Consider the following 14,493-nt stretch of genomic DNA (forward strand, 5'->3'; position numbering starts at 1 on the left):
CCAGCGCGGCACCTCCCCCTTGACGGGGGAGGTTGGGAGGGGGTGCGTTACGCACGGGATGTCCGGGCCTGAAGCACCCCTCCCCAACCCTCCCCATCAAGGGGAGGGTGTCCCATCCAGTATGATCGATCCTATGAGGCCGCCCTACTTCGCGTCGCGGGCCTTCACCTTGCGCCGGGCGGCGTGCAGCAGCGGCTCGGTATAGCCCGAAGGCTGGTCGGCGCCATGCAGCGCCAGATCCAGGGCCGCCTGAAAGGCGATGGACTGGAAATTTTCCGCCATCGGCCGATAGAGCGGATCACCCGCATTCTGCGCGTCCACCACGCTTGCCATGCGTTCGAACACCGAGGTCACCTCGTCCCGGCTCACCAGCCCGTGCCGCAGCCAATTGGCCACCGCCTGCGAGGAAATGCGGCAGGTGGCGCGGTCTTCCATCAGCCCGACATTGTTGATGTCCGGAACCTTGGAGCATCCCACGCCCTGCTGTACCCAGCGCACCACATAGCCCAGAATGCCCTGCGCATTGTTTTCCAGTTCGCGCGTGATTTCCTCGCGGCTGAGCGAATAGGGCGCCTGTACCGGCATCGAGAACAGGTCCGACAGGGGCGGAAGGGCCTGGTTGTGGCGACGCTTCTGCGCCTCGAACACATCGACCTGGTGATAGTGCAGCGCATGCAGGGTCGCCGCCGTCGGCGAGGGCACCCAGGCCGTATTGGCGCCGGCATTGGGATGGCCGATCTTGGCTTCGAGCATGGCCGCCATGTCGTCGGGGCGCGCCCACATGCCCTTGCCGATCTGCGCCCGGCCTGAAAAGCCCGTGGCCAGACCGATCAGCACATTGCGGTCCTCGTAGGACGAAATCCACTTTTCGGACTTGATCTCGTCCTTGCGCAGCACCGCTCCCGCTTCCATCGAGGTGTGGATTTCGTCGCCCGTGCGATCAAGGAAGCCGGTATTGATGAAAAAGACCCGCTGGCGCGCTTCATAGATCGCCGCCTTGAGATTGGCCGAGGTCCGGCGCTCCTCATCCATGATGCCGATCTTGATCGTGTTCGGCTGCAAACCCAGGAAGCCCTCGACGGAGGCAAAGATCGCGCAGGCAAACGCCACTTCCTCGGGCCCGTGCATCTTGGGCTTGACCACATAGATCGCGCCATTGCGGGAATTGGCGCCCTTGTCGTGCATGGCGCAGAGCGCCGTCACGGCCGCATCCATCAGCCCTTCGCCAATGGGCTTGCCATCGAGCAGCACCGCGTCGGTGGTCATCAGGTGCCCGACATTGCGCACCAGCAGCAGCGAGCGGCCCTTGAGCACCAGTTCGCCACCGGATGTCGCCTTGTAGGCCCTATCGGCCTTGAGCTTGCGCGTGACGGTCTTGCCGCCTTTCTCGAAGGTGTCTTCGAGATTGCCCTGCATCAGCCCCAGCCAATTGCGATAGACGCCGACCTTGTCCTCGGCATCCACGGCCGCAACCGAATCCTCGCAATCCTGAATGGTGGTCAGCGCCGCCTCGACGATCACATCGCTGAGGCCCGCCGCATGGGTGGCGCCGATCGGGCTCGATGGGTCGATCACCAGCACGGCGTGGAGGCCGTTGTGCCTGAGCACGATTTCGGCCTTTTCGCCACCGCCGGCATAGCCGACAAAGGCCGAGCCATCCCTGAGCGTTGCCGGCCCGGCCTTGGTGTCGATCACCAGATTGGCCAGACCACCCTGTTCGGCCACGACATAGGCGGTGACATCGGCATGGCTGCCCGAGGTCAGCGGAAAGGCTTCATCGAGGAAGGCGGCAGCCCGCGCCACCACGGCCGCGCCGCGCGCCGGATTGAAGGCCTTGCCCGGCGCCAGATCGCCCTCGCGGCCGATCGCATCGGTGCCATAGAGCGCGTCATAGAGACTGCCCCAGCGCGCATTGGCAGCGTTGAGCGCATAGCGGGCGTTCGACACCGGCACCACCAGCTGCGGTCCGCACACGCTGGAAATCTCCGGGTCCAGCCCCTCGGTCTCGATGGTGAAGTCACCCGGCTCCGGCACCAGATAGCCGATTTCCTTGAGGAAGAATTCGTAGCCCTGCGGGTTATTCGCCACCGGGCCATATTTGCGGTGCCACTCGTCGATCTTCGCCTGGATATCGTCGCGCTTGGCCAGGAGCCGTGCATTGGTCGGCGCATGCTCGCGCACCAGGGCGGCCAAGCCCTCCCAGAACCGATCCGCCGATACCGCCAGGCCGGCAAGCGCTTCTTTCTCGACGAAGTCGACCAGAAGGGGGTGCACGGACAGGCCGGATTTCGTCAGATAGTCGGTCATATTGGGGCTCTCCTGAACGGAATGTGTGCAAGGTGTAGGCCAAAGCCCCCCTGCTTCACAACCCGACCAAAGTGGACTTCGCCCTTGCGCCGGCCACATAGACCTCCGCGATCGCGCGGTCGTCGCCCAGCGTCTGGAGCAGGAACAGTTCTTCGGCAAGACTTGTCATCGTCGCGTGGCGCAGGCGCATGGTCGGCGTGGCCGCGGAATCGAGCACCACGAGGTCGGCCGCGCGTCCCGGCGCGATAGACCCGATCGTCTCGTCCAGCCCCAGCGCCTCGGCATTGCCGCGCGTCGCCATGTGGAAGGAGGCGAAGGGATTGAGCCGCTGGCCGCGCAATTGCAGCACCTTGTAGCCCTCATCCAGCGTGCGCAGCATCGAGACGCTGGTGCCCCCGCCGATATCGGTCGCCACGCCCACGCGCACGCCATGGGTCACCAGCCGCTCGCGATCGAACAGGCCCGAGCCGAGGAACAGGTTCGAGGTCGGGCAGAACACGGCCACGGCGCCGGTTTCCGCCAGTACTGCCGTCTCGCGGTGGTTGAGATGGATGCAGTGGCCGAGGAGCGTCCGGCGCCCCAGAAGCCCATAGTCCTCATAGATGCCGGTATAGTCCGGCGAACCCGGATAGAGCTCCATGGAATAGGTGATCTCGGCGTCGTTCTCGCTCAGATGCGTCTGCACATAGCACTCGGGATGCTCGGCAACGAGTGTCCGTGCCGCGTCCATCTGTGCCGGCGTCGAGGTGATGGCAAAGCGGGGCGAAATGGCATAGAGCGCCCTGCCCCGGCCATGCCAGCGCGCAATCAGCGCCTTGCTGTCGTCATAACTGGACTGTGCCGTGTCGCAGAGCCCTTCGGGGGCATTGCGATCCATCATCACCTTGCCGCCGACCATGAGCATGTTGCGCCGCTGCGCCTCGGCAAAGAAGGCGTCGACCGAACGCGGATGGCTCGAGCAATAGGCCACCGCGGTGGTGGTGCCGTGCCGGATCAGCGCGTCGTAGAAATCCACCGCCACCGCGTCGGCGTGGCCTTGCTGGGAGAATTTCTGCTCTTCGATGAAGGTATAGGTGTTGAGCCATTCGAGCAGCGAGCCGGCATAGGCTGCCATCATCTGGCTCTGCACATAGTGCAGGTGCAGGTCGATGAATCCGGGCATGATGAGGTGCGGCCGATGATCGATGACCACCGCCCCGGTCGTGTCCGCAGCGCCGAAATCCCCTACCGCGACGACTATTCCATCTTCGATGCTGACCGCACCATCCTCGAGATAGAGATAGCTCGCATCGTCATCGATGGTCTGGGGCGCCCGATGGAAGCTCAGCACCCGGCCGCGCAGGATGGTCCGGCTCATGAACCGGACCCCTCGCGGTACCATTCGACCAGCAGCGCGCGCTCGGCGTCGGTCATTTCGGTGACATTGCCCGGCGGCATGGCATGGCTCCAGCCGGCCTGTATGGCAATCTGGTGGGCGTGGTTGGCGATGGCGATGTCATTGTCGAGGATGACATTTTTGGGGGCTTCATAGACGCCCTCCCACACCGGCTCGGCGGTGTGGCACATGGCGCAGCGCGTCTGCACGGCCAGGCTCGCCGAGGCGAAGTGCTCGGTCGCCATGAAGCGCTCGCCTGTTGCCGTAACCAGCGTTTCGCTGTCCGCGCCGGGCAGCTTGGGCGAAGTGGACAGCCAGGCGATGACCAGCATCAGGATGACGGCAATTCCCCAGGTCCAGTGCGGATTGCCCTTCCGCGCATGCCGTGTGTTGAAATAGTGCCGGATGACCACGCCGACCAGGAAGATGAGGCTGGCAATAATCCAGTTCCACTGCGTGGCAAAGGCCAGCGGATAGTGGCTCGAGAGCATGAAGAAGATGACGGGCAGCGTCAGGTAGTTGTTGTGGAGGCTCCGCTGCTTGGCGATCTTGCCATATCTGGCGTCGGGCACCCGCCCGGCCTTCAGGTCGCCCACCACGATCTTCTGGTTGGGAATGATGATCATCGCCACATTGGCCGTCATGATCGTGGCCGTGAAGGCGCCCATATGCAGCATGGCGGCCCGCCCGCTGAAGAGCTGCGTATAGCCCCAGCTCATCGCCACGAGGATGGCGAACAGCACCAGCATCAGGCCGGTGGTGGACTGGCCGATGGGCGACTTGCACAGCGCGTCATAGAGCAGCCAGCCCAGGATGATGGAGCCGGCCGAGAGCAGGATCGCCACCCAGCTCGGGACGTCGAGCACATTGCGGTCGACCAGGAACAGGTCCGCGCCAACATAATAGAGCAGCACCAGCAGCATCGCGCCCGACAGCCATGTCGCATAGCTCTCCCATTTGAACCAGGTCAGGTGCTCGGGCAGGAATTCGGGCGCCACCAAATATTTCTGGATGTGATAGAAGCCCCCGCCATGCACCTGCCATTCCTCGCCATGCGCCAGTGGCGGCAGGCTCGGCGTTTTCCTCAGGCCCAGATCGAGCGCGATGAAATAGAAGGACGAGCCGATCCAGGCGATCGCCGTCACGACATGCAGCCACCGCGCCGCAAACATCGCCCATTCATAGAAAATCGCCAGATCGCCCATTTTCTTCTCCGTCCCGCAGGGCAAATTGCTCCAGTGGAGCGATTTGAGGTGAGAAGGCCACGAGAGCTACGCTCGAGTGGCACGAACTCACAGCACCCACCGACCCAACCCTCTCCCCTTTGTGGTGGAGGGTGCCCAAAGGGCGGGTGAGGGGTTTCCTCGACCCGCGCTGCCCCCTCATCCGGCGCTGCGCGCCACCTTCTCCCACGCGGGGAGAAGGGCAAAGGAGCCGATAAAAAGGGGCGGGCCGAAACCCGCCCCCCAATTCACGCCATCAAGCGCCGATCAGGCCGGCTGTTCAACGCCTTCGACATACCAGTCCATGCCGAGCAGTTCGGCATCGGTCATGGTCTGGCCAGCCGGCACGCGTTCGACACCGGTATTGTCCTTGATCGGGCCGGTGAAGATGTGGAACGAGCCATCGATCTGCCCGGTGCGCACGGCCTCAGCGGCGGCCACGACATCCTCTGGCACCTTGGGACCATAAGGGCCGATCTGCACCACGTCTTCCTTGAGACCTTCCCAGGTGTCGCCGGGGGTCCAGGTTCCGTCGATCACGGCCTGGGCCGAGGCCGCGTAATGTGGGCCCCAGTGATCGATGATCGAGGTCAGCTGGGCATCGGGGGCGAAGGCGCTCATATCGGCACCCTGGCCGAACCCGCCGACTGCGCCGCGTTCTTCCACCACCTGCAGCGCCGCCGGACCGTCGGTGTGCTGCGCGATGACGTCGATGCCCTGATCGATCATGGCGCGGGCAGCGTCGGCTTCCTTCGGGGGATCGTTCCAGGTCGAGATATAGACCGGCTTGATGGTGAAGTCGGGATTGACCTTGCGGGCGGCCAGCACGAAGGAATTAATGCCCATCACCACTTCGGGGATCGGGAAGGAGCCGATATAGCCGGCCTTGCCGGTCTTGGACATGTGGCCGGCAATGGTGCCGCAAACGGCACGGCCTTCATAGAACCGGGCATTGTAGAGGCCGACATTGTCCGCCTTCATATAGCCGGTTGCGTGCTCGAACTTCACATCCGGGAACTGCTGGGCGACCTTGATGACCGAGTCGCCGAAGCCGAAGCTGGTTGCGAAGATCAGCTTGTTGCCCTGCTGGGCCAGCTCACGCAGAACGCGCTCGCAGTCCGGGCCCTCCGGCACGTTCTCGACATAGGTGGTTTCCACCGCGTCGCCCAGCTTCTCCTCGAGATAGAGGCGGCCCTGGTTGTGCGCGTAGTTGTAGCCATTGTCGTTGATGGTGCCGACATAGATGAAGCCGACCTTGAGCGGCTCGGACTGGGCGAAGGCCCGACCGCCGAGCAGCGGCAGGGCCGCAGCCGCCCCGCCGATCTTGAGAACATTACGCCTGGATAGAGTCATCGTTTTCTCCTGAATGACGATTTCCGTGTCACATGAAGCGATCGTTGGGCGCCGCTTCAATTGCTTGGCATGAACGGCTTGCCGAGGCAGGCCGGTGCAGTATTGGAACCATCGCGGCGCAATGAGATGAGCACCAGGACGGCAATGGTGGCAAGATAGGGCAACGCGGCCCAGAGTTCGGACGGGATGGTCGACAGCGGTCCGCTGCCCGCCTTGGCATAGAGCTCGGTGGTCATCACCAGCCCGAAAAGATAGGCGCCGGCCAGCAAGCGGAACGGCCGCCAGGATGCGAAGACCACCAGGGCCACCGCGATCCAGCCGCGTCCAGCCGTCATGCGCTCTGCCCATTGCGGGGTCAGCAGCAGCGGGAAACAGGCGCCGGCAATGCCCGCCATGGCCCCACCAAAGCCCACCGCGGCATAGCGGACGCCAATGACCGAATAGCCGATGGAATGGGCCGAGAGATCGTTTTCTCCCACGGCGCGCAGGATCAGGCCGCTACGCGTCTTCTTGAGGAAGTACCAGATGGCAAACACCATGAAGAGCGAGAAATAGACCGGCACCGAATAGCCGAAGATCACGCGCAGCACGGGATGGGCGGACAGCTCGGCCGGGAACAGCGGCGCCATGAGGCTGACCGGCCGCGCCGAAAACGGCGCCCCGGCCAGGGCTGAAAGCCCGGTACCGAAAATGGTCAACGCCAGGCCGGTGGCCGTCTGGTTGGTGGACAGGCTCAGGGTCAGGAGCGCAAAGATCATCGAGACGGAGAGCCCCGCCAATGCCCCGCACAGCAGCGCAACATAGGGGTTGCCGGTATAGAACTGCGCCGCGAACCCGGCGATCGCCCCCACCAGCATCATGCCCTCGACGCCCAGATTGAGCACGCCGGCCTTCTCGACGATCAACTCACCCTGGGCGGCAATGAGGATCGGCGTGGCCGCGCCCACCAGCGTGACGAAGATGGCGATCGTCAGCTCCATTACGCGACCCCTCGGCTCGGCTGCGGTGCCACCCGGCGGATGCGATAGCGCACCAGCAGATCGCCCGCGAGCAGGAAGAACAGCATCATGGACTGGAAAATGCCCGTTGCGGCATTGGGCAGTCCGATTGTCGTCTGCGCGACTTCCCCGCCCACAAAGGTGATCGCCAGGACGATGCCCGCAACGATCACCCCGAGCGGGTTGAGACGACCGAGAAAGGCCACGATGATGGCGGTGAACCCGTAATTGGTGGGAAATCCCGGCACCATGCGCTGGAACGGACCGGCCACTTCCAGCACGCCGGCCAGTCCCGCCAGTCCACCCGAGACCAGCAGCGCCAGCCAGATGGTCTTGTTTTCCGAGAAACCGCCATAGCGCGCGGCATGCGGCGCCGTGCCGACCACCCGCATCTGGTAGCCAAAGACCGAGCGCGTCATGATGAACCAGGCGATCAGGGCCACGACAACGGCGATCGGCACGCCCAGATGCACGATGGTTCCCGGTATGATGGTGGGCAGGCGCGCCGCCTCGGCAAACAGCCTTGTCTGGGGAAAGCCCATGCCCATCGGGTCCTTCCACGGCGCCCGGATGAGATAGTAGATTAACTGCACCGAGGCATAGGTCAGCATCAGCGAAGTGAGGATTTCGTTGACATTGAGCCGGGTGCGCAACAGCGCCGGAATGGCGGCATAGAGCATGCCTCCGACAATCCCCGCCAGGACCATGAGCGGCAGGATCCAGGGGCCGGTCATGTTATAGGTCGCCAGCGCTACCCAGGTACCGGCCAGACCACCGATGACATACTGGCCTTCGGCGCCGATATTCCACACATTGGCCCGATAGGCGATGGAAAGCCCCACCCCGATGATGATCAGCGGCGCCGCCTTGATCCCCAGATCCTGCCATTTGTAGGCATTGGTGAGGGGCGTGAGGAAGATTTCGCGGACCGCACCCAGACCGTTGTAGCCGATGGCCGAAAAGATGATGGCCCCGACGATCATCGTCAGCACCACCGCCGCTACCGGCGTCAGGTACAGCATCAGCCGGCTGGGTTCGGGACGCTTCTCAAGCCGGAACAGCATCGGGCACCTCCGTCTCGCCATGCACGCCGCCCATCAGCAGCCCGATCTCTTCCACGCTGAAATCCTTCACCGGTCGTGCCACGCTGAGCTGGCCCAGATTGATCACCGCCAGCGTGTCGCTGAGGGCCCGCAGCTCATCGAGGTCCTGGCTGATGACCACGATGGCAGACCCGGCTGCCGCCAGGTCGACCAGTGCCTGGTGGATGGCCGCTGCCGCCCCGGCATCCACGCCCCAGGTCGGCTGGCTGACCACGAGCACGCTCGGCTTCTGCAGGATTTCCCGGCCCATGATGTATTTCTGCAGATTGCCGCCGGACAGCGACCCAGCCGTCGATGCCGGCCCAAGCGCCTTGACCGCGAAATCGGCGATCACCTTGCCGGTATAGGTGCGCGCCGCGCCAGAATTGATCAGTCCCAGCACCACCATGCCCAGCCGGTCGCGCGCTGTCAGCACCGAATTGTCCGCCAGACTGAAATCACCGACCGCCGCGTGGCCATTGCGTTCCTCGGGGACCGCGCACAGCCCGTGCCGCCGCCGCTCGGTGGTGTCCATCAGGCCGATGCCGATGCCGTCTATGGAAATGGCATCGCGATCCTCGCCCTTGATCTCGCCGGAAAGCGCATCGAGCAGGGCGTTCTGGCCGTTGCCGGCAACACCGGCAATGCCAAGGATTTCACCGGCCCGGACCGTGAAGCTCGCGCCATTGACCGGCACGTCGAAATGTCCCGCCTTTCGCGTGTGCAGCCCTCTGACGACCAGCTTGGGCGGGCCGAAGCTGCGGCCCTCCGGCTTGACGATATCCTTGAGCCCGGCACCGATCATCTTCTCGGCCATGGAGCGGCTGGTTTCCTGGCGGGGGTCGCAGGTATCGACCAGCTTGCCGCCACGCAGGATCGTCGCCGTGTCGCACAGCGCCTTGATCTCGTGCAGCTTGTGGGAAATGTAGAGGATCGAGCACCCCTCGGACGCAAGCTTGCGCAGCACGCTGAAAAGCTGCTCCACCTCCTGCGGTGTCAGCACCGAGGTCGGCTCGTCCATGATCAGCAGCTTGGGGTTCAGCAGCAGGGCCCGCACGATCTCGATACGCTGCCGCTCGCCCACCGACAGCGTGGCAACGGTGCGGTGGGGATCGAGGAGCAGCCCATAGGTCTGCATCACCTCGCGAATGCGCGCTTCCAGTTCCCGCGAGGGGATCTTGGCGTCCATGCCCAGTGCGATGTTTTCGAGGACGGTAAGCGCTTCGAACAGCGAGAAATGCTGGAACACCATGCCGATGCCCAGCCTGCGGGCCGCCTTGGGGTTCGGCACCACGACCGGCTCGCCATTCCAGCGGATTTCGCCGCTATCGGGCTGCATGATCCCATAGATCATCTTGACCAGGGTGGACTTGCCGGCCCCGTTCTCGCCCAGAAGGGCGTGGATTTCGCCGGGCCTGACGGCAAATGACACATTGTCATTGGCCAATACGCCAGGAAACTGCTTGGTGATGCCGCTCAGTTCGAGCCGATTGGGCATATCAGAATCCACTCGCCACCCCCTCCTTGCTGGGGGTGGACCCATGCCCGACTGAAACTTCCCGTCCCCCAATCTGGACCATAACTTCAGCGGCCGCCAGTGCCGCAATAACAGAAGGGCGTTTATCCCCAAGCCCTTGCGCCCCGATGGGCGAAATCAGGCGCGTCAGGGCCGCGGCGTCGCCCCCCTGCTCCAGATACCAGTTCGAGAATTTTGCCCGCTTGGTCTTGGACCCCACCATGCCGACATAGGGGCTGTCGGCGCGCGCCAGGGCCTCCTGGGCAATGAGAAAATCGAGGGCGTGATCATGGGTGACGATGACATAGGCGCTGCCTTGCGGCGCGGAGCGCACCACGGCCTCCGGCATGGCCACCCGCCGATGCGCGATACCGGCCGGGAGCGCGTCCAGCTCTGCCTGTCGCGTATCGATGACCTCGACCTTGACCGGCAGCAAAGCCAGGATCTGCGCCAGCACCCGCCCGACATGGCCGGCACCGAAGATGTAGACATGGGCGGCGGCGTCGTTCTCGGCCACGGTTCGGGCCATCAGTTCTCGGCGCAGCGCGACATCGGCATGGCGGAGGCCGACCCTGACCCGCCCGCCGCAGCACTGGCCGATCTCCGGGCCCAGCGGCACGTCCATGGCCTCTTCTGCACGGCCCTCGGCGATGAGCCGGCGGGCATGATCGATGACCATATATTCGAGCGCCCCGCCGCCGATCGTGCCCAGGATGGCACCCAGGCCTACCAACATGAACGTGCCCTCGGCCCGCGGCGAGGACCCCCGCACCGAAACCAGCTCGCATGCAATCGCATCGGGATTGGCAGCGAAAAAGGCTTCGAGGGCAGCGGGGGAGGTCATGTCAGGCGCCTCGTGCTGTCTTCATCCGCTCAACCCCCATCAGCACCCGCTCTGGGGTGACCGGCGTGTCGAGCTGCGGCGCCTTTTTGTAATCCGCCATGCTGGCCACCGCCATGCCCAGCGCCTCGACCACGCTGATCGCCAGCATGAAGGGCGGTTCGCCCACCGCCTTTGAGCGGCCAATGGTCGGCTCGCGGTTCACCGACCATTCGGCGATCCTGACATTGAAGATGGGCGGCACGTCGGAGGCGAGCGGGATCTTGTAGGTGGAGGGCGCATGGGTGCGCAGCTGCCCCTTGTCGTCCCACACCAGCTCTTCGGTGGTCAGCCACCCCATGCCCTGGATGAACCCGCCCTCGATCTGCCCCATATCGACGGCCGGGTTCAGCGACTTGCCGACATCGTGCAGGATATCGACGCGGTCGACCGTATATTCACCGGTCAGCGTATCGATGGTCACCTCGCTCACCGAAGCGCCATAGGCGAAGTAGTAGAACGGGTGCCCGCGGCCAGTGGCCCGGTCCCAGTGGATTTTGGGGGTCTTGTAGAAACCGGCGGCCGAGAGCTGCACCCGGTTCAGATAGGCCGAGGCCGCCAGTTCGGCGAAGGGGATGTGCTTGCGGCCCACATTGAGCCCGCCGGTGACCCAGTGGCAATCAGCTTCGTCGGCATCATGGAGCTTTGCGGCATGCGCCAGCATCCTTGACTTGATCTGCTCGCACGCATCCCAGGCCGCCATGCCGTTGAGATCGGAGCCCGACGAGGCCGCCGTGGCCGAGGTATTGGGAACCTTGCCGGTCGAGGTCGCCATGATCTTGACGGTATCGAGATTGACGCCAAAGGCGTCGGCGACAACCTGGGCGACCTTGATATAGAGCCCCTGCCCCATCTCGGTGCCGCCATGGCTGAGATGGATCGAACCGTCCTTGTAAACATGCACCAGCGCGCCAGCCTGGTTGTACCAGGTGGCGGTGAAGGAGATGCCGAACTTGACCGGCGTCAGCGCAATGCCCTTCTTGAGGACCGTGCTGGTCTTGTTAAAGTCGATGATGGCCCGTCGGCGGGCCTGGTAGTCCGACGAGGCTTCGAGTTCGTCCACCACCCGATGGACGATATTGTCCTCCACAACCTGATGGTAGGGCGTCACATTGTCGGTGTCGGTGCCGTAGAAATTGGCCTTGCGAATGTCGAGCGTGTCCTTGCCCAGCGCATAGGCAATGTCCTCGATCCAGCGCTCGCAAGCCACCATGCCCTGCGGCCCGCCAAAGCCGCGAAAAGCGGTATTGGAGACGGTGTTGGTGTAGAGCGGCTCGGAGCGTACGCGGACAGCCGGATACCAATAGGCATTGTCGGCATGGAACAGCGCCCGGTCGGTCACAGGGCCAGTGAGGTCTGACGAAAAGCCGCCGCGCGCGCCATAGACGGCATCGACCGCCAATATCCTGCCGCTCTCGTCATAGCCCACATCATAGTCGACCACGAAGTCGTGCCGCTTGCCGGTGGCTTGCATGTCATCGTCGCGGTCGGGCCTGATCTTGCAGGCGCGATTCCACTTCTTGGCAGCAAGGGCCGCCACGGCCGCGAACAGATTGCCTTGTGTTTCCTTGCCCCCGAAACCACCGCCCATTCGCCGCACATTGACCGTCACGGCATTGTGGCGGATGCCCAGCACCTGGGCGACCATCAACTGTACCTCGCTTGGGTGCTGCGTCGAGGAATGGATGGTGACGTCCTCGTCTTCGCCCGGAACAGCAAAGGCGATCTGCCCTTCGAGGTAGAAATGATCCTGCCCGCCAATGGTGACCGCACCCCTGGCCCGGCGTGGCGCGGACGTCAGCGCGGCATCGACTTCGCCGCGTTCGAGTTTCAGTGGCTCGGTAACGAGTTTTCCGCCAGCCGCCTGCCCGGCCCGGACATCGGCGATCCACGGCCGGTCGCGATAGTCGATTTTTGCCAGCTGAGCCGCCCGTCGGGCCGCTTCCCGCGTTTCGGCGATGACGGCAAAGACGGGCTGTCCCCAGAACTGCACCTCGCCGACGGCAAAGATCGGCTCGTCATGCTTGTGGCTGGGGCTGACATCATTCTCGCCGGGAATATCCTCGGCGGTGAGAACGCCAATCACCCCCGGCGCTGACCGCACGGCGTCGAGATTCATGCCGAGGATTTCGGCGTGCGGCTTGGTCGAGAGGCCGAGATAGGCATGCATCGTGCCGACCGGCTCGATCATGTCGTCGATATATTCGGCCGTTCCGGTGACATGCTTGGGGCCGCTGTCGTGGCGGGTAGGGGCATGGAGTGTGGCGAGAGAAATGTCGCTCTGCTTGTTCATCACGCCACCTCCCTCGCCAGACGCTCACTCCGCTCCTGTGTCCACAGGAAGAAGCGCTTGAGCAGGTTCTGAGCTGCAAGCATGCGATAATCAGCCGAAGCGCGCATGTCGCTGATCGGCGAAAAATCCTCGGCAAACTGGCCGGTCACGGCCTCGATCGTATCCATGGTCCAGGGCTTGCCGATGAGCGCCGCTTCGACCGCCTTGGCGCGCTTCGGCGTCGCCGCCATGCCGCCAAAGGCGATGCGGACCATGCCCACGGCTCCGGCGTCGTTGACGAACACCCGGAAGGCCCCGCACAGCGCCGAAATGTCTTCCTCGCGGCGCTTGGAAATCTTGTAGGTGGCGAATTTTTCTCCGGCCGGCAGCAGCGGAATGGTGACGCTTTCGACGAATTCGCCAGGCTGGCGGTCCTGCTTGCCATAGGCCAGGAAATAGTCTTCCAGCTTGATCTCGCCGCGATGCTCGCCGCGGCGCAGGTGCAGTTTGGCGCCCAGCGCGATGAAGGGCGGCGGCGTATCGCCAATGGGCGAGCCATTGGCAATATTCCCGCCGATCGTGCCCATATTGCGGATCTGCTCGCCGGCAATGCGATCCCACAATTCGCCCAGCTGCGGGAAGTTGGCCGCGATCACCGGCTGCGCCTCGGAATAAGAAACCCCGGCATAAAAACGCACTTCGCTGTCATTCTCGGCAATGCGCTTCAATTCCTGCAGATGGCCGATAAAGATCACCGGGCCGATGGCGCGCATGAACTTGGTGACCCAGAGGCCGACATCGGTCGAGCCGGCCACGATCCGCGCATCCGGATTGGCTTCGTAGACGGCAGCAAAATCATCGAGCGAGGCCGGAATGATGATCTTGCGGTCATCCTCACCGATCTCGACCCGCCGCCCGTCATGCATGGCCCGGAGCTTGTCCCTGACCGCGATGCGCTCGGCAAGGAGCGGATCGCCCTGTGGCTGGCCATAGCTGGACATGGACTGCGCCGCCCGGATGATGGGCGCATATCCGGTGCAGCGGCAGAGATTGCCCTGCAGCGCCTTCTCGATCGCCGCGCGCGACGGGTCGGGATTGCGCATCCAGAGGCCATAAAGGCTCATCACGAAGCCGGGCGTGCAGAACCCGCACTGGCTGCCATGATGGTCGACCATGGCCTGCTGCACGGGGTGGAGGGCGCCATTCTCGCCGCGCAGATGCTCGATGGTCACCACATGCGTGCCATGCAGGCTACCCACGAAGCGGATGCAGGCGGTCACAGAGTCATAGATGATCTCGTCATCCATCAACCGCCCGACCAGCACCGTACAGGCGCCGCAATCGCCCTCGGCGCAGCCTTCCTTGGAGCCACGCAGGCGCCGCTCCAATCGCAGCCAGTCGAGCAGGGTCAGATCCGGCGCCACATCGGTGAGGATGACCTCCTCACCATTGAGCAGGAATTTGATGGCGTGGCTGACCTCGACCAT

10 protein-coding genes are annotated in these 14,493 nt (G+C 63.9%); all 10 read right to left on the reverse strand.

What is annotated here, in order from left to right; all coding sequences use genetic code 11:
- Positions 1-144 precede the first annotated feature (144 nt).
- Positions 145-2,307 (reverse strand): malate synthase G, encoded by a 2,163-nt coding sequence (locus K1X15_RS14570; protein ID WP_220304341.1) that lies wholly within the window; start codon positions 2,305-2,307, stop codon positions 145-147.
- A gap of 55 nt (positions 2,308-2,362) precedes the next feature.
- On the reverse strand, positions 2,363-3,664 hold the full coding sequence (gene guaD, locus K1X15_RS14575; protein ID WP_220304342.1) for a guanine deaminase: 1,302 nt from the start codon (positions 3,662-3,664) through the stop codon (positions 2,363-2,365).
- The gene (locus K1X15_RS14580; protein WP_220304343.1) at positions 3,661-4,887 is read right to left on the reverse strand and encodes a urate hydroxylase PuuD; all 1,227 of its coding nucleotides are present in this window, start codon (positions 4,885-4,887) and stop codon (positions 3,661-3,663) included. The genes guaD and K1X15_RS14580 overlap by 4 nt, the downstream gene beginning before the upstream one ends.
- A 285-nt stretch (positions 4,888-5,172) precedes the next feature.
- A complete protein-coding gene (locus K1X15_RS14585) occupies positions 5,173-6,258 on the reverse strand; it encodes a BMP family ABC transporter substrate-binding protein (protein WP_220304344.1) in 1,086 nt (361 codons plus the stop codon).
- 56 nt (positions 6,259-6,314) lie between these two features.
- Entirely contained in the window at positions 6,315-7,238 is a 924-nt protein-coding gene (locus tag K1X15_RS14590) for an ABC transporter permease (RefSeq protein WP_220304345.1), read from the reverse strand.
- Positions 7,238-8,320: an ABC transporter permease gene (locus K1X15_RS14595; RefSeq protein ID WP_220304346.1), complete on the reverse strand. Its 1,083-nt coding sequence runs from the start codon at positions 8,318-8,320 to the stop codon at positions 7,238-7,240. The genes K1X15_RS14590 and K1X15_RS14595 overlap by 1 nt, the downstream gene beginning before the upstream one ends.
- Positions 8,304-9,836, reverse strand: a complete 1,533-nt coding sequence (locus K1X15_RS14600; protein ID WP_220307557.1) for an ABC transporter ATP-binding protein — start codon at positions 9,834-9,836, stop codon at positions 8,304-8,306. The genes K1X15_RS14595 and K1X15_RS14600 overlap by 17 nt, the downstream gene beginning before the upstream one ends.
- Before the next feature lies 1 nt (position 9,837).
- Positions 9,838-10,698 carry a xanthine dehydrogenase accessory protein XdhC gene (gene xdhC / locus K1X15_RS14605; RefSeq protein WP_220304347.1) on the reverse strand — a complete coding sequence of 287 codons (861 nt, stop codon included), beginning with the start codon at positions 10,696-10,698 and terminating at the stop codon, positions 9,838-9,840.
- 1 nt (position 10,699) lies between these two features.
- The gene (gene xdhB, locus K1X15_RS14610) at positions 10,700-13,027 is read right to left on the reverse strand and encodes a xanthine dehydrogenase molybdopterin binding subunit (protein WP_220304348.1); all 2,328 of its coding nucleotides are present in this window, start codon (positions 13,025-13,027) and stop codon (positions 10,700-10,702) included.
- Positions 13,027-14,493, reverse strand: a complete 1,467-nt coding sequence (xdhA, locus tag K1X15_RS14615) for a xanthine dehydrogenase small subunit (RefSeq protein ID WP_220304349.1) — start codon at positions 14,491-14,493, stop codon at positions 13,027-13,029. Before xdhA ends, xdhB begins: the two co-directional genes overlap by 1 nt.

Source organism: Devosia salina (assembly GCF_019504385.1).
Taxonomy (GTDB): domain Bacteria; phylum Pseudomonadota; class Alphaproteobacteria; order Rhizobiales; family Devosiaceae; genus Devosia; species Devosia salina.